The organism is Bacillus sp. NH11B, assembly GCF_001884205.1.
Classification (GTDB): Bacteria; Bacillota; Bacilli; order Bacillales; family Bacillaceae_G; genus Bacillus_A; species Bacillus_A proteolyticus.
Window position 1 is genome coordinate 1 of the sequence record NZ_MAOG01000012.1, and the last position, 13,989, is coordinate 13,989.

Genomic DNA, 13,989 nt, shown 5'->3' on the forward strand with positions numbered 1-13,989 from the left:
TAACATAAGAGAATAGTAACGTGCTTTCACCTTCAAGAATAGTCTAAATCCTTAAGTTGATGGATGTGTGGTGCTACCCCATCGCTATCAAGCTAAGAAAAGCAAATACCCCAAAACATAGACCCTATATCAATAAGTTAATCCACAAAATGGAATACACCATTAATTATACTAATAAATCCTTGCATTGACTTAGATAAAATTTAAGTTAGTAAATAATCTATTTGTATATTTTTAAGTGGAAATATTCAGTTACCTAAAATGAGCATATTAACTCAAATAAAAAAGACGTAACTACAAATAGTTACGTCTTCCCTATTATTTATCTCGTATTAACTGTCCGAAAACGCCAGATTGGTGAGGGCTAATAATCAGTGGGGACCAGCCACCACTGATTAAAGTTTCACATTATCTTGGTTTTTTCTTCCCAGTAAATGCTGGTTTCTTTTTCTTTGGTTCTTGTGGTTTCGATTCTACAAATGTTCCTTTGAACATTTCTTGTTTCGTAAACACGATACCTAATTTTTTCGCAAATTGCAGTAATTTACGTTCTTCTTGTTGTGTTACAAGAGAAACTACTGTTCCTTCTTTACCCATACGTCCAGTACGTCCTGAACGGTGAATATATTGGTCTACAGTGTCAGGTAACTCTAAGTGAATTACATGTGTTAAATCATCAATATCTATTCCACGTGCTGCAATATCAGTAGCAAGTAGAATTTCTAATTTCCCACCGCGGAATGCACGCATCGTTGCTTCACGCTCTTGCTTACTTGCCTCTGCATGAAGAGCTGCTGCTTTCATTTTACGGAATTTCAATTTCTGAGTAATTTCATCTAAACGGAATGGGTCATTTAAGAAAGCAACTGCTTTTACATCGCCCATATGCATAATTCTTCTTACGTAATCATTTTTTTCGCGTCGCTCACAAATGATATACGTATGCTCAACTAAGCTTTTTGACTCTGCACGTGTTACACGTACTAATTGTGGTTCAACTGCTAAATCACGTGCTGCATCTTCTGCCGCTTTTGTCATTGTCGCTGAGAAGAATACTAATTGACGATCGCGCATCGTTGATTTAATTACATCCTGTGCAGCACCCATCATTTTTTGCTTTACAATTTGATCAAACTCATCAAATACAATTGTTTTCACTTCATGCATCTTTAGCTTTTTCATACGAATTAGTTCTAAAATACGTCCTGGTGAACCGACAATTACTCTCGGGTGTTTCTTTAATTTTTCAACTTGGCGCTTAATATCTGCACCACCAATTAAAGATGCACCTGAAATATCAGTTCCTGCTGTAAATTTTTGAACCTCTTCATGAATTTGCATTACCAGTTCACGAGTTGGCGCTAAAATTACAACTTGAGGTTGTTTAATTTCAGGATTAATTTTATGTAAAAGTGGTAATAAGTACGCTAATGTTTTTCCTGTTCCAGTTGGAGATTCAGCAATAACGTCTTGTCCTTCTAAAATAGTTGGAATCGCTTGTTTTTGAATTTCAGTTAATTCTTTAAAACCAGCCTTCTCCCAAGCTTGTTGTAAAAATGGTTGCATATCTTTTATCATTTGTTTTTCTCCTTTATCTCTATTTTTGAAGAAAATGTTGTATTGTTCGCACCGTTTCTATCATGTGTGAAATAACAGCTATTAAATCATCAACATGGTCTTCTGTAATTGCTTTTTGAAATAGAACCTCTACCTTATTATGATATAAAATCGCTTGCTTATTATATTCGTATGAAATTTTCTGCGTAATCATTCGCTCTTTTCCCCATATAGAATGCAATAAGGTTTCAATTTCTTCGCATCCTACCTCTGGTTGTTCCATTTCGAACGAGAATTCAAGCTTCATTTCACAACCTGGTATAAACTGAGGTACTTCTAATATTTCACCTGATAAATTCTTTGCATCAACAGATAGTGAAAATGTCGCCTCTACCATCGTTTTAAATGGTTCTGTTAGTTGAAATGAAATACTATACATACGACTTAATGAAGCAAGGTCCATCACATCTTTTCGATCTGTTACGAGAATATCACCGTGTAAATCGAAATCATAGACAGCTCCTTCCACAATTACCTTTAAATTTTCAAAAGCAGTTGGATCAAACATAATTTCCTCCAAAAAACAGGCGCCTTTCGATGGAAAGGCGCCACTTGATGTATATATAGTTTACAGATAAACGAGATGAATTACAACCTTTTAGAATAAACCTACTGCTTTTCCATCTTCATTTACATCCATTTGCAGCGCAGCTGGCTGTTTCGGAAGACCTGGCATTGTTAACATTGTTCCTGTTAACGCAACAATAAACCCTGCACCGATAGATGGTTTTAATTCACGAATTGTAACGATAAAGTCAGATGGGCGACCTAATTTCGTTGCATCATCAGAAAGAGAGTATTGTGTTTTCGCCATACAAACTGGTAGGTTACTCCAACCTTCTCCTTCATATTGAGCTAATTGCTTACGTGCTTTCGGAGCAAATTCGATATCTTTTGCACCATACACTTTTTGAGCAATTGTACGAATTTTTTCTTCCAATGGTAATTCTAATTCGTAAAGTGGTGCGTAGTTGTTCTCACCTTTTTCGATTTCTTTTAGTACTTTTTCAGCAAGATCAACTCCGCCTTGGCCACCCTTCTCCCAAACTTCTGTTAAGGATACTGCATAGCCACGCTCATTGCACCATTCTTGTAAATATGTAACTTCTGCATCTGTATCTGTAATGAACTTATTAATTGCAATTACGAAAGGCACACCGAAGCTTTGAATTGTTTCAACATGCTTCTGTAAGTTTTCCATACCTTTTGCTAATGCATCTACATTTTCTTCTTTTAATTGATCTTTCGCTACGCCACCATGCATTTTAAGCGCGCGAATAGTCGCAACAATAACAACTGCTTCTGGTTTAATGCCAGCTGCACGAGCTTTAATATCTAAAAACTTCTCTGCGCCTAAATCTGCACCGAATCCAGCTTCTGTAATAACATAATCACCTAATTTTGCTGCCATTGTCGTAGCGATAACACTGTTACAACCGTGAGCGATATTCGCAAATGGTCCGCCATGAATGATAGCTGGTGTATTTTCTAATGTTTGTACTAAGTTCGGTTTTAATGCGTCTTTTAATAATAATGTTAACGCACCTTCTACACCTAAATCTTTAACCGTTACAGGTTGATTTGCAAAATTATAAGCGACAACAATGCGGGATAGACGCGCTTTCAAATCTTGAATATCTGTTGCAAGGCAGAATACGGCCATAATTTCAGATGCTACTGTAATATCAAAACCGTCTTCACGTGGTACACCTTGAACCGGTCCACCAAGGCCAATTACTACATTACGAAGGGCACGATCATTTAAGTCAACACAGCGTTTCCAAATGATTTTACGCGTATCAATTCCAAGTGTGTTTCCTTGTTGGATATGATTATCAATAAACGCCGCTAACGCGTTATTGGCAGTTGTGATCGCATGGATATCTCCAGTAAAGTGAAGGTTAATGTCTTCCATTGGTACAACCTGTGAAAAACCACCACCTGCTGCTCCGCCTTTTAGTCCCATCGTTGGTCCAAGAGATGGTTCGCGAAGTGCAATTACTGTTTTCTTACCAATTTTATTAAAAGCTTGACCTAAACCAACTGTTACTGTTGATTTACCTTCTCCAGCTGGAGTTGGGTTAATCGCTGTTACTAAAACAACTTTACCGTCTTTTTCATCCTGTAAGCGCTTAAAAATATCAAGAGATAACTTACCTTTATAATGCCCGTATGGCTCTAATTCATCTTCTAAAATATTTAAATCAGCTGCAATTTCTTGAATCTTCTTCATACTCGCTTCTTGTGCGATTTCAATATCCGATTTAACTGTTGTAGTAGTTGTCATATACCCTAGTCCCCCTTTAATTGGTTCTGATGATATTGTATCAGTTTTTTGTATTTTCTGCACTTATTTACCTCCTAAAAATTCTTTCGTTTCTTTATACGTTTTTTAACATAAATACCCATAAGAATGTTAATGATTGTTGTAACTCTGTAGGTAGTTGACCTAACATCTTCTCATTTACTCCGCGCTTATACACACCGATGCCATCTACAACTTCAAAACCTTGTTCTTTCGCTAACTGTTCAAATTCCCAAGGCATCATCGTATTACAAACAACGTCTTTGCCGTATAAACGGGGATAACTGTTCTCACGAGGCTTTGCTGTCGGTCCTAAAATCGCAATACATGCATGACCATCTTTCTTTAAAACACGCTTTATTTCATTTAATGCTAATAATGGATTCTCGGTCCATTCTAATGAATTAATTGCCACAATCGCTTCAAATTGTTCATTTTCAAAAGGTAAGGAAGAAAGATCCCCCTTCACAAAAGATAAATTTGGCCCTTCTCCGCGTTCTTTACCTTTTTGAATCATAACTTCCGATAAATCTACTCCAACTGCTTTATAGTTCGCGCGACTTAATTTATATGTACCGTATCCATCACCACAACCAACATCGAGCACTTGAGCTTCTTGCTCCACGTACTGCTCAAAAAATGGAATGATTGTGCTCCTGCTCCCGCTATCCCACATTTCTTGACTATTTTGATTCCAAAACTCTGCATTGTTATCCCATTTTTTCTCTGCCGATTCATGCCAATTAAACTTCGCCATACATTCCCCTACCTTCAGTTATTATCATTCATTTCATTCTACATCATTTTCCAAAATTCCTGTTTTATCTTCATAAGGAGATAAAGTGAAACTTTAATCAGTGGGGGATTTTGTTCGTCCCCCACTGATTATTAGCCCTCACCAATCGGGCTTTTACGGGTAACCCGGCTCTCTTTGCTCCACCCGAATTTTGAGGTGAGAGCCTTACTGCACGGCAAATAGCGGGATGTACAGGATAACAACAGAATCTATTTTCTCCAATTTTTGCTTTACTTGGGTTTAACTCATACTCATGTTCTTTTCCTTATGAAAGATACTATAGATACACCCAATTGAAAGAGAGGGATGTACATGCGAAGAAAGAGAAATCATCATTTTAAAAGTGGTGAAAAAAACGAAGAGTATGCAGCTGAAATATCACCAGCTGGTATTCCGATAAGACATGAGCGCAAAGAAATTGCAAATGAAATAGAAGGTACAAATACCGGGGCAATGATAGGCTATGTCGCATTATTTCTTTCGTTATTCTCCATTGCTTTTTATCCTGTTACACTCGGCTCCCTTGCGATTTTAGTTGGCTTATTAGCTGTCAACTTTGGAGCGAGAACACTTGGATATACCGCAATTGGTTTTGGCAGTTTTTCTGTTTTATTCACTTTACTATATCCGCTTGCTTTATCAGCGTTTTAAAAAAAACACACCAAGTTATACTTGGTGTGTTCATTCATGATATAACATGATATGACCGCATCCACAACAATGCTTGGCTGTAATTTCTTGAAAGACTGGATAATTTTCTTCGTCCCTTTGTTCAATAAACACCTTTTCAAATCGGTACATGTTTGGTGCATATGCCCAATCTTGTTTCGTACGTGCATATAACGTTGAAGAAAAAAACTCCTCACCACCACAAACGATACATTCCTTCTTCATCAATACCCCTCCTATGCTTGTCTTACTTCATCTATATGAACATAAGCATAAAAAAAAGACCTTCTATTACTAGAAAGTCTTCTCTGAAACAAAAAGAAATGTACCAAACATCCCTACTCCGCTATATTCTTTTGTAACACCAGCTTCTGTTTTATACGTTTGCTTTACAGTCATAAAGAAAACACCATTTCGCGCATCAATACTTTCAAACTGTAATTTCTCTTTTTTTCCATCTACATTTTGCGTGCATTCAAAGCTACTCTCGTCGCATTTCAATGCATACTTATCCCCTAAATACAACTTGAAATCTGATTCTTTCGGACAAGTTATAAGTAATATCGCCACGAGAATAATACTTACCATACCCACAATTGTATAATATTTCTTCATTTGTTCTCCTTTCAAAAGACAAGAAAACTTGACTTCATGCGCCAAGTTTTCTTAGTCTACTATCCATTGCCACTCTTGTTCTTTCTTATCAAAAATGAGCCAACCTGTTTCTGTTGCGTCCGCTTTCAATTCATTGATATTATCTAGTACCTCATCCGTACTTTCGAATGATCCTACTACATATACTGGAATTTCAAGACCTCTTCTTGACTCAATTTTCCCCGCTAAATCAATGTATAACCCATCTTCCATTAACGGAACAAGCCCAAGGATAACTTCCTTTGAAATTGCTGGGAAAATTTTTGATTTTTGGAAGAAAGTAAAACGTTTCTTTCCAAACGAACCGAGTTTATATGGAATTACCTTACTTAGCATTCCTACAAAATCACCGATTCTACGGTAGTACACTTTGTTGTACCAACCGTCATCATGTGAAAAATAAACGAATCTATTTTTCAGTAACGGGAAGAACGTTCTTCCAAGTGGTTCTTTTTTGTGAGCCAAATATAATAATTCTGCAATTTCTTTTGGCTCTAACTCATCTAAATCGCTTGCATCATCAAAATCTACCCAACAAAATTCATCAAATTCATCAATCTCTGCTTGAATGAGTTTATGTATGTTTTCTTCCTCGACATATTCAAATAAAGTATGATAATGAAAATCTGTCCACTCAAAATTATGCTTTAAAAGTAATACTTGATGAAGCGGTGAAGGGATGTTACTTGCAAACTCTTTAAACGTAATTCCAGATGTAATAAAACAATGACCCCGACGATTACCATTAATATATATCATATTGTTTACTTGGTCAGATCCTCCAGACAAAGCACCCAGCCACCTTCGTTTTATATGTTTCAATTCTATAGCATATTTTAACATGAAAAATTTTAGAAACATAGAAAAAACTTCAAAAACTATTTACAATTTCATGTGTTTTATTACATACTGATTACAAGAAAAAACGCCTGCTCATAAGCAGGCGTTTTTAAAGGATATCATCTGGGTTTTGAGGGTGATGATTTTCCTCTTTCTTTTCTTCTTTTTGGAACATCGATTGGATTTTATCAATTGTTTGTGGAGCTAATTCAATCATTTTTTCCGCTAAATGTGTCGCATTTTGTAAATGAAGAATATTTACCCCGTCTTTATTCACAACTAGAAATGCTACCGGTGTAATTGAAACTCCACCCGCGCTACCGCCACCAAATGCAGGGTTACTATTCGCTCTTTGTCCATCATTCGTCTGGAAATCAGAACCTCCTGCTCCAAAACCGAACGCTACTTTAGAAACCGTTAACACTACACCACCGTCAGCCGTTTGAACAGGCTCTCCAACAATCGTATTTACATCGACCATTTCCTTCAAATTTTCCATTGCTGCTTTCATTAATCCTTGAATTGGATGATCCACCGTTCATAACCTCCTTTGTCATATCTTTCCTAGTTTTTCCGAAAGTTTGTGAACTAAACATAAAATTTTATATAGATTTCAAAAAATTCAAGTTGCAATATTCAGAAAAAGAGGTAGATTCGTTATGATGCGAAAATTAACAAAGAAAGATCATGAACAAGTACTCACATTTCTAAAAGAAGAAGCAGTCCTTAACTTGTTTATTATTGGAGATATAGAAGCTTTCGGTTATGAAACAGACTTTCAAGAATTATGGGGAGTATTTAATGAGCGTGGAGCATTAAAATCGATTTTATTCCGCTTCCATGATGCATTTATACCGTATAGTAAAGGAGAGTTTATGGTCGCTGACTATGAGGCACTTCTTTCCTCATATAAGCCGCTTAAACTCTCTGGTAAGTCAACTATTGTAGAACGATTTGAAACCGCTCCACGTATAAAACTAGGTGACAAAAATGAAATGTATTTTTGCGAATGTCTAAATGATACCAACTTACCTAGTACGCCTGTCCAAGAAACAATTAAACTTGCCACACTAGATGATGTAGAGCGAATTATGCAATTACGAAGTAACATCGCTGAATTTCCAGTTGCTAATGAATCAGAGAAAATATTAAGACAAGCTCTCGAAACAAATACAGGACGTACATACTATATTGAAGAAGACGGTGCAATCATCGCGGGAATGGATATGCTTCGCTCATATTACAGAAAATGATCCAAGACTTTACGAAAGAAGGCCGAACGTTTTGCTTATTTTATAACAATCCAGCTGCTGGACGAATTTATAAACGACTAGGGTTTAAAGATATTGGGATGTGGACGATGTATCGATAATAATGCATAATACACGCAGAAGAGGCTACTTATAATAGGCAGCCTCTTCTGCGCGTAACTAATATCTATTCACATGTACTCCGCTTGCCGTTACTATATGATATACTATGAATTTACTTGTTAAGGCTTGTTAGTTTCTATAACATAAAAGAACAATTTTAATCTTTTATATTTACAACTGAACCAATTAGGAACGCTTTATCGTTATTCTCTGTTCTTATTTAGATATATTTTTCGACTTGCTACTGGATGTTTCTAATAAATAGGAAATTCCAATACCTACTCCACCAATAATCAGAGCCACAATAACTGTTAAAACCCTTTTTCCCATTGGCTGCGGAAAGAAGAAGGAAGAAAAAAATAACACTGCGGTAAAAATACACATTAAAATGCGCCCTTGTTTAAACATGCTCGATTGCTCCTTTTTTCTTTTTCAGATAAAACTATAAGTATAAAGTTAAAAGAGGCAACCTGTAGGTCACCTCCCAAGTAAAACGATTAGTAATACATGTTACATATTTTCAGCGGTTATTCCATACAATCTATCTCTATTTTATCCTTTTCTTTTTTCGATTTCTAAATATAATCTCTAACGCTACTACTGTCGTGAATCCAACAGTTAGTTGTAAACCTGTAAACAGCAGTTTATCATTTAGAGGAACATCAGGTGCACTCTACAGTAGTACCGGAGGGATAAGTATACCTATGATTACAAGGGTTATCATTATCTTTCCCATTTTGTTTCCCCTTTCGTATTTTTAAAATCTATATGTATTTTCCAACCACTTTACAATTCTACTAATTTCTCACGTAGAACTAATTCACTCTCAGTCATATATCCTCTATGCATTTCCTCTACAATCTTATCATGATTAAAACATAATACTTTTTCATCACCTAGATAGCCCACTGGATAAGGAACACCTACATAATCAAAATCACGTTTATCTGCTGATACAACCATTCTTCCTATAATCATAACAAATTGTTCTATCTCTTCTAGTTTTACAACTGTTCCAATCGATAAAAGTTTCATTTGTTTATTCTCCTTTTCTTTTCTTTTTTATAATGTAGTCTATTAAAGTAAGTCCACCTAACCCGATTGCACCATAAACAAGCATGCCGAATGTATGTACCATCTTTTCTTTTAATGAAAATGGAGCTATTAGCCCTGCAATGATTACAATTACAATTGCTATCATCATTACGATTCTTGCAATTTTTATCATCATACTACTCCTTTGTATTCTTCTCAAATTTAGCAAAAAAACCTCCGCCATGAGCTTTACCAAAGTACGCACCCATCTCTTGACCGAGGTGTATTTTAGCCCCTCCTGTACCAAATCCATATTCTAAACGAACTGTTAAATCATGATCCTTAAAAAATGGGATAAAGTCTGGAATATCAATTTTTTCAAATAAAACTTCATATTTCTGTGTTGTAACTTCCGCTCCTAACTGAAAAGTATACTCATCTATTCCAACAACAGCAGATGCATCTGCAAACTTTTGTGTAACTGTTGCTTTTTCTGCAAAACCGCTATTTATTTCTTTTTCTATTGAGTCTTCAAAAATAGAAGCACCAACTTTAAACCCTACTCCCCCCCTCCTGTAACATCACCTGCCAACGTCTTTCCGTCCATTGGAACACTGGTCTCTAAAGAGCCATTTCCCCCTTTAAAAGTAAGCTTGTTTCCTTTCGGAATTTCATATTCACCTTGTATCAAGGAACCTTCTGCTTTCATTACCACTCGATTTCCTTCTGCTAATTTAAAATCACCTGTTAAAGTTTCGTAATCCCCTTTAAAAGGTTTCCCAGTTAAAATACTAGAAGCCAGCGCAATAGCAACTTCCATGTTATCTACCTGTTCAAATTTATTAGCAGAATCAAGTAGAAACTTCTCAAGCGGCTCTAATATGGTTATAAATTGTGCCATTTTAAATGATGAATCACGGAAATCCGTATTAAATTTCATATAGGTTGAGCCCAACCAATTACTAGAAATCATATCAATATCTCGTTTTAGTCGGTCCTGTGTTGGAGTTGCATTCGTGATAGTTGATCTAATAGTCCATGCCACTTTTCGCAACTGTTCAGGAGTAACTTTTATATCCCCCATAGCCATTCCCCTTTAAATATTTCACCATAGAAAATTAATTTTACAGAATAATATTTTTTATACTCTTAAAAATCCGAAAAATACAACTCCTCAAGAAATACAATTTTAATCCATACTAATAAACGCACAGATAGCTGATAACGAGACGGAGGCAATTCATATTATTCTTTTCCTAGATTATATGTACACAAAGAACAGAGCAACCTGTGTGGGCTACTCTTCCTGAAATCGCTCTTAATGGGAGAAATTATCGTGATAATTTTCCTCTATTGTATTAGTCTTATTTATTATTAAATTTACTATACATCCGTTCGTAAAGCTTATTAGTACCAAGTGCACATGCTCCTAAAATAAGAACACCTATAATAAAGCCAATCTTTTTAGGTAATTCATAAGGAGACATAATAGCGACTACAAGAAATATAACAATTGCAACATATGTAATATATTTTCCGGCCTTAAATGATTGCATATTAATATGTTCCTCTCTTAATCCTCAAATTTAATGGTACTACCTATCCCATAACCATCTCTAACGTATACTCCCGTTTCTTTTCCTAATTAATATCGGATTATCCCTATCCTTTTTCAAACTTTATTATTGTTTAAATTTGTTATGGATTCGTCCTACCACTTTATTCGCTCCCAATGAAATAGCTCCTAAAATTAAAACAAAAATAATAAGAGCAATCTTTTTAGGTAGGCTATATGGCAATAACATAGAAAATATAAGAAGTATCGCGACTGCAACATATGTAATATATTTCCCCATCTTAATTGGATCCATCTCAACTTCCTTCCTTTGTTTTTTCAACTTTTATAAATCTCTCCAAAGTACCTTGCCTGTCTCAGCATCTAATTACACTCTAAAGCCAGATGTACCTAGTCAAACTTCTCCTTTTGCTATCAGATCATGGTCTCCTAAAACTAGCGTGAAATCTAATATAAGAAAAGATTTCATTCAACTTCTTACTTATTAACCAGAACTTCTATTGCTAGTTTGGCTCTCTACATAATCAAAATTACATTTATCTGCCGATTCAAGCATTCTACCAATAATTATAAAGATTGTTTTATTTCGTTTAGTTTCAATACTGCTCCAATCGGAAAAAGTTTCATTTATTCCACTTTTTATGTATCTTTTGATAAACTCGTTCAAATAGAACTGAAGACCCCACAGCTATTACACCAAATAAAAATACTACAAGTACATTTATTAATCTTGTTTTGTTGTCTGCAGGCACCATAAAACTTGCGATGAGTGTTACTATTGTGCCAATAATAATTATAATTCTTCCTTGCTTTAACATTCAATTACTCCTTTTTTCTTTGTCCAAACTACCTTTATAGCCATATTAACAGAATTTGTATTCATCTATATTTAGAACAATGTCAAAAATATCCATTTTACTTCATTTCAATTTATAGAAAAGAAATGCTCCTGTAACTCTACTTCTATAGAAATACTCATCAATCCAAGTTTCATTCATTCATTTATTTATTTATTCATTTATTTATCCTCCTGCTAATATACTCCATTAAAGTAATAGCTCCGACCCCCATTGCCCCCCAAAAAGCCACACTAATTGTATATATTGCCTTTTCCTTAGTTGAATATGGACCCATTAATCCAACAATGATTGCAATTACAACTCCTATAATCATTACAATTTTTGGAATCTTCATCACCTAACTACTCCTTACCCGTCTTCTCAAATTTTACAAATCTACACTCTTAAGCTTTACTACTGTTCCCACTTATAAAAGCTTCATAGTCATTCCCTTTTATCTTTTGTTTTTCCAATAAAGTCCATTAAATAGGTAAATCCAATTGCTAATCCGCCAAAAACAAGTACAAAAAAGAAAGTAAGTATACGATCTCCTAATGACTGCGGAAAAAATAATGAAAGTAATGCAATAATAGGTACTGTTATTAAATATATAGTTCTCATTTGCTTGAAATGTCGCATTTATTTACTCCTTTTTCTATTGAATTTCTCTATAAGATTTATAACAAATGAGTTCCATACTAGAGAAAATCCAGTAAATATAAGAACGGCTAGTGAAATAACAATTTTTTCTTTCCACGTTTCTCCATTTATCATAGCGAGTGTGATTAATAGCGCTGCCGCTGCACATATTACTATTTGCGTAACTTTGCGCATAGTAATCTCCTCCTTACACACCTTAATCATCAAACTTTCCCACTTCTTTCATTAAAACTCCTTTCTCAAGTTCCTCCGACTCAATTACAATTGCCATCAAGCCCTTTTCCGTACTCGTCTCATGAAACTCACCCTTCTCCCAAAACACAGCTTGTCCAGCTTCCACCTTCACTTTTTCTTTATCTACCCCGCATACATAACCTTCGCCGTCCACAATAAGAAGCAGTTGAGATACAACTGCTTCATGATATCCGATAATTCCATTATCTTGTAAATGCATGGCACCGATATGTATATTCCCTTGATGGTTTAATATTTTCGACATTATGAAATTAGATTGAAATACTGATATGTGCTTTCCCACTTTTTCGCTAAAGTCAAATATTTTCATTTCAGCTCCCCCCTATATGTATAAAACCATCCTTACTGTCTGCATCATATGTCCTTCAAAATCCTCTTCAAATTGCTCTAATTCCGCAAAACCTTTCGCTTCATAAAAGCGCTTTCCTTTTTCATTTGCTGCTTCTACATGTATGTACAGTTTTCGGATCCCTTTTAATGCCTTAACCCCTCTTTGTAATAAAGCACTTCCTATCCCTTTTCCTTGCTGACCTGGCAACAAATAAATCGCACCTAATTCTGCTTCGTTTTGCAGTCTAACAGGTGAAAAATTCGCAAATCCAATTACTTCTCCCTCTTCTTCTGCAACGAATAAATGTGTATTTTTAAGACGATATTTCATTTTTTCATCAGAATAGGCTTCATCTAAAAAACTATCTTGAATCTCTCTCGGAATAATTCCTTCGTAAGTATCATGCCAAGCTATTTTTGCTACGTTTTGTACAGCATGAATATCTTCTTGCTTCATTTCTCTAATTACATATGTCATCTCGATGTCTCCATTCTCTTTAAATTATATTCTGCTAATATACTAGAAGAAATGGCAAAACCATCTTCATAATTTGCCTTAATTAATTTTAACTTCTCAATCGAAGCTATTGTAACATCAAATTTTTCATATATATATTCCATTACATTTACAAATTGATTTGAATTTAACCCATTTGCAATCGTGCAATGCGGAATCCATTTTCCCGGAACGTAATAGGACTGTGGATTACCATGAAAAGTTTTGAAATTATCATGATAAGAATGATGAAGTCTTAATAATTCATCATTAATGCTTGGTGCTAGAAAGATCGTTCCGTTAGTAGGAAAAGTTCCAACAGAAGAAAAAGTTACAGCAGCAATGTTCTCTTGAAAAGCTACAAACTCCTCTAATTTCTTCGTATATAAATTAAAATCTAACTCCTTATAATCAGCCAATGTTATATGCGGTTCTACTCCGGCTAGTTCATTTGTTCCAATTATATTCGTTAATTCATTTTGCAATTCTCTAACTTTATTAATAAACACACAATCAAATGTAGCAATAATAGCATACACGCTTC

General features: G+C 35.1%; 21 protein-coding genes and 3 pseudogenes. 2 read left to right on the forward strand and 22 right to left on the reverse strand.

Features of this window, described 5'->3' with window-relative positions; genetic code table 11:
• Positions 1-408 precede the first annotated feature (408 nt).
• From BAU27_RS01095 to BAU27_RS01110, 4 genes are all read right to left on the reverse strand, one after another.
• Positions 409-1,578 (reverse strand): DEAD/DEAH box helicase, encoded by a 1,170-nt coding sequence (locus tag BAU27_RS01095; protein WP_071745457.1) that lies wholly within the window; start codon positions 1,576-1,578, stop codon positions 409-411.
• A gap of 19 nt (positions 1,579-1,597) precedes the next feature.
• The gene (locus BAU27_RS01100) at positions 1,598-2,125 is read right to left on the reverse strand and encodes a hypothetical protein (RefSeq protein WP_071769898.1); all 528 of its coding nucleotides are present in this window, start codon (positions 2,123-2,125) and stop codon (positions 1,598-1,600) included.
• Between the two features lie 90 nt (positions 2,126-2,215).
• On the reverse strand, positions 2,216-3,904 hold the full coding sequence (locus BAU27_RS01105; protein ID WP_071769983.1) for a formate--tetrahydrofolate ligase: 1,689 nt from the start codon (positions 3,902-3,904) through the stop codon (positions 2,216-2,218).
• Between the two features lie 94 nt (positions 3,905-3,998).
• Positions 3,999-4,679, reverse strand: coding sequence for a class I SAM-dependent methyltransferase (locus BAU27_RS01110; protein ID WP_071769899.1), 681 nt, complete (start codon positions 4,677-4,679; stop codon positions 3,999-4,001).
• A 351-nt stretch (positions 4,680-5,030) separates the two neighbouring features.
• On the opposite strand from BAU27_RS01110, the gene BAU27_RS01115 reads away from it, so the two are divergent.
• Entirely contained in the window at positions 5,031-5,369 is a 339-nt protein-coding gene (locus BAU27_RS01115; protein ID WP_001253195.1) for a hypothetical protein, read from the forward strand.
• Between the two features lie 30 nt (positions 5,370-5,399).
• On the opposite strand, the gene BAU27_RS01120 is transcribed toward BAU27_RS01115, so the two are convergent.
• The 4 genes from BAU27_RS01120 to ytfJ all read right to left on the reverse strand — a co-directional run bounded on the left by BAU27_RS01120 (position 5,400) and on the right by ytfJ (position 7,416).
• On the reverse strand, positions 5,400-5,612 hold the full coding sequence (locus BAU27_RS01120) for a hypothetical protein (RefSeq protein ID WP_000711203.1): 213 nt from the start codon (positions 5,610-5,612) through the stop codon (positions 5,400-5,402).
• Between the two features lie 69 nt (positions 5,613-5,681).
• A complete protein-coding gene (locus tag BAU27_RS01125; protein WP_071769900.1) occupies positions 5,682-6,002 on the reverse strand; it encodes a hypothetical protein in 321 nt (106 codons plus the stop codon).
• Positions 6,003-6,053: 51 nt separating this feature from the next.
• A complete protein-coding gene (locus tag BAU27_RS01130; protein WP_071769901.1) occupies positions 6,054-6,830 on the reverse strand; it encodes an oxalate:formate antiporter in 777 nt (258 codons plus the stop codon).
• Positions 6,831-6,990: 160 nt separating this feature from the next.
• Positions 6,991-7,416: a GerW family sporulation protein gene (gene ytfJ / locus BAU27_RS01135; RefSeq protein WP_071769902.1), complete on the reverse strand. Its 426-nt coding sequence runs from the start codon at positions 7,414-7,416 to the stop codon at positions 6,991-6,993.
• Positions 7,417-7,540: 124 nt separating this feature from the next.
• Between ytfJ and BAU27_RS01140 the strand changes: the two are divergent.
• A pseudogene (locus tag BAU27_RS01140) lies at positions 7,541-8,253 on the forward strand (GNAT family N-acetyltransferase).
• A 217-nt stretch (positions 8,254-8,470) separates the two neighbouring features.
• Here the strand turns inward: BAU27_RS01140 and BAU27_RS01145 are convergent.
• From BAU27_RS01145 to BAU27_RS01210, 14 genes and pseudogenes are all read right to left on the reverse strand, one after another.
• Positions 8,471-8,662, reverse strand: coding sequence for a hypothetical protein (locus BAU27_RS01145; RefSeq protein ID WP_071769903.1), 192 nt, complete (start codon positions 8,660-8,662; stop codon positions 8,471-8,473).
• A 139-nt stretch (positions 8,663-8,801) separates the two neighbouring features.
• Positions 8,802-8,990: pseudogene (locus BAU27_RS01150) on the reverse strand (hypothetical protein).
• A gap of 50 nt (positions 8,991-9,040) precedes the next feature.
• Positions 9,041-9,289 carry a DUF4176 domain-containing protein gene (locus tag BAU27_RS01155; protein ID WP_071769904.1) on the reverse strand — a complete coding sequence of 83 codons (249 nt, stop codon included), beginning with the start codon at positions 9,287-9,289 and terminating at the stop codon, positions 9,041-9,043.
• A gap of 4 nt (positions 9,290-9,293) precedes the next feature.
• Positions 9,294-9,482 (reverse strand): hypothetical protein, encoded by a 189-nt coding sequence (locus BAU27_RS01160; protein ID WP_000589990.1) that lies wholly within the window; start codon positions 9,480-9,482, stop codon positions 9,294-9,296.
• Positions 9,483-9,486: 4 nt separating this feature from the next.
• Positions 9,487-10,373 (reverse strand): annotated as a pseudogene (locus tag BAU27_RS01165) (WXG100 family type VII secretion target).
• A 280-nt stretch (positions 10,374-10,653) separates the two neighbouring features.
• Positions 10,654-10,845 (reverse strand): hypothetical protein, encoded by a 192-nt coding sequence (locus BAU27_RS01170; RefSeq protein ID WP_071769905.1) that lies wholly within the window; start codon positions 10,843-10,845, stop codon positions 10,654-10,656.
• 126 nt (positions 10,846-10,971) lie between these two features.
• Entirely contained in the window at positions 10,972-11,160 is a 189-nt protein-coding gene (locus BAU27_RS01175; protein ID WP_071745521.1) for a hypothetical protein, read from the reverse strand.
• A gap of 328 nt (positions 11,161-11,488) precedes the next feature.
• Complete coding sequence (locus BAU27_RS01180; RefSeq protein ID WP_071745466.1) at positions 11,489-11,683, reverse strand: hypothetical protein; 195 nt, start codon at positions 11,681-11,683, stop codon at positions 11,489-11,491.
• 196 nt (positions 11,684-11,879) lie between these two features.
• Positions 11,880-12,059, reverse strand: a complete 180-nt coding sequence (locus BAU27_RS01185) for a hypothetical protein (protein ID WP_071769906.1) — start codon at positions 12,057-12,059, stop codon at positions 11,880-11,882.
• Between the two features lie 89 nt (positions 12,060-12,148).
• A complete protein-coding gene (locus BAU27_RS01190) occupies positions 12,149-12,343 on the reverse strand; it encodes a hypothetical protein (protein ID WP_071745468.1) in 195 nt (64 codons plus the stop codon).
• Positions 12,344-12,538, reverse strand: a complete 195-nt coding sequence (locus tag BAU27_RS01195) for a hypothetical protein (RefSeq protein ID WP_071769907.1) — start codon at positions 12,536-12,538, stop codon at positions 12,344-12,346.
• A 22-nt stretch (positions 12,539-12,560) separates the two neighbouring features.
• Positions 12,561-12,929 (reverse strand): cupin domain-containing protein, encoded by a 369-nt coding sequence (locus tag BAU27_RS01200; RefSeq protein WP_071769908.1) that lies wholly within the window; start codon positions 12,927-12,929, stop codon positions 12,561-12,563.
• A 12-nt stretch (positions 12,930-12,941) separates the two neighbouring features.
• Positions 12,942-13,427 (reverse strand): GNAT family N-acetyltransferase, encoded by a 486-nt coding sequence (locus tag BAU27_RS01205; protein ID WP_071745471.1) that lies wholly within the window; start codon positions 13,425-13,427, stop codon positions 12,942-12,944.
• Positions 13,424-13,984, reverse strand: a complete 561-nt coding sequence (locus BAU27_RS01210; RefSeq protein ID WP_071769909.1) for a 2'-5' RNA ligase family protein — start codon at positions 13,982-13,984, stop codon at positions 13,424-13,426. The genes BAU27_RS01205 and BAU27_RS01210 overlap by 4 nt, the downstream gene beginning before the upstream one ends.
• Positions 13,985-13,989: the final 5 nt, after the last annotated feature.

Bases quoted from the DNA above. Each gene is read 5' to 3' on its own strand.
- BAU27_RS01175 (WP_071745521.1), bottom strand. From the start codon at position 11,160: ATGGATCCAATTAAGATGGGGAAATATATTACATATGTTGCAGTCGCG.
- BAU27_RS01100 (WP_071769898.1), bottom strand. From the start codon at position 2,125: ATGTTTGATCCAACTGCTTTTGAAAATTTAAAGGTAATTGTGGAAGGA.
- BAU27_RS01180 (WP_071745466.1), bottom strand. From the start codon at position 11,683: ATGTTAAAGCAAGGAAGAATTATAATTATTATTGGCACAATAGTAACA.
- BAU27_RS01185 (WP_071769906.1), bottom strand. From the start codon at position 12,059: ATGAAGATTCCAAAAATTGTAATGATTATAGGAGTTGTAATTGCAATC.
- BAU27_RS01115 (WP_001253195.1), top strand. From the start codon at position 5,031: ATGCGAAGAAAGAGAAATCATCATTTTAAAAGTGGTGAAAAAAACGAA.
- BAU27_RS01170 (WP_071769905.1), bottom strand. From the start codon at position 10,845: ATGCAATCATTTAAGGCCGGAAAATATATTACATATGTTGCAATTGTT.
- BAU27_RS01095 (WP_071745457.1), bottom strand. From the start codon at position 1,578: ATGATAAAAGATATGCAACCATTTTTACAACAAGCTTGGGAGAAGGCT.
- BAU27_RS01160 (WP_000589990.1), bottom strand. From the start codon at position 9,482: ATGATAAAAATTGCAAGAATCGTAATGATGATAGCAATTGTAATTGTA.
- BAU27_RS01145 (WP_071769903.1), bottom strand. From the start codon at position 8,662: ATGTTTAAACAAGGGCGCATTTTAATGTGTATTTTTACCGCAGTGTTA.
- BAU27_RS01120 (WP_000711203.1), bottom strand. From the start codon at position 5,612: ATGAAGAAGGAATGTATCGTTTGTGGTGGTGAGGAGTTTTTTTCTTCA.
- BAU27_RS01155 (WP_071769904.1), bottom strand. From the start codon at position 9,289: ATGAAACTTTTATCGATTGGAACAGTTGTAAAACTAGAAGAGATAGAA.
- BAU27_RS01205 (WP_071745471.1), bottom strand. From the start codon at position 13,427: ATGACATATGTAATTAGAGAAATGAAGCAAGAAGATATTCATGCTGTA.
- BAU27_RS01200 (WP_071769908.1), bottom strand. From the start codon at position 12,929: ATGAAAATATTTGACTTTAGCGAAAAAGTGGGAAAGCACATATCAGTA.
- BAU27_RS01195 (WP_071769907.1), bottom strand. From the start codon at position 12,538: ATGCGCAAAGTTACGCAAATAGTAATATGTGCAGCGGCAGCGCTATTA.
- BAU27_RS01105 (WP_071769983.1), bottom strand. From the start codon at position 3,904: ATGACAACTACTACAACAGTTAAATCGGATATTGAAATCGCACAAGAA.
- BAU27_RS01190 (WP_071745468.1), bottom strand. From the start codon at position 12,343: ATGCGACATTTCAAGCAAATGAGAACTATATATTTAATAACAGTACCT.
- BAU27_RS01110 (WP_071769899.1), bottom strand. From the start codon at position 4,679: ATGGCGAAGTTTAATTGGCATGAATCGGCAGAGAAAAAATGGGATAAC.
- BAU27_RS01125 (WP_071769900.1), bottom strand. From the start codon at position 6,002: ATGAAGAAATATTATACAATTGTGGGTATGGTAAGTATTATTCTCGTG.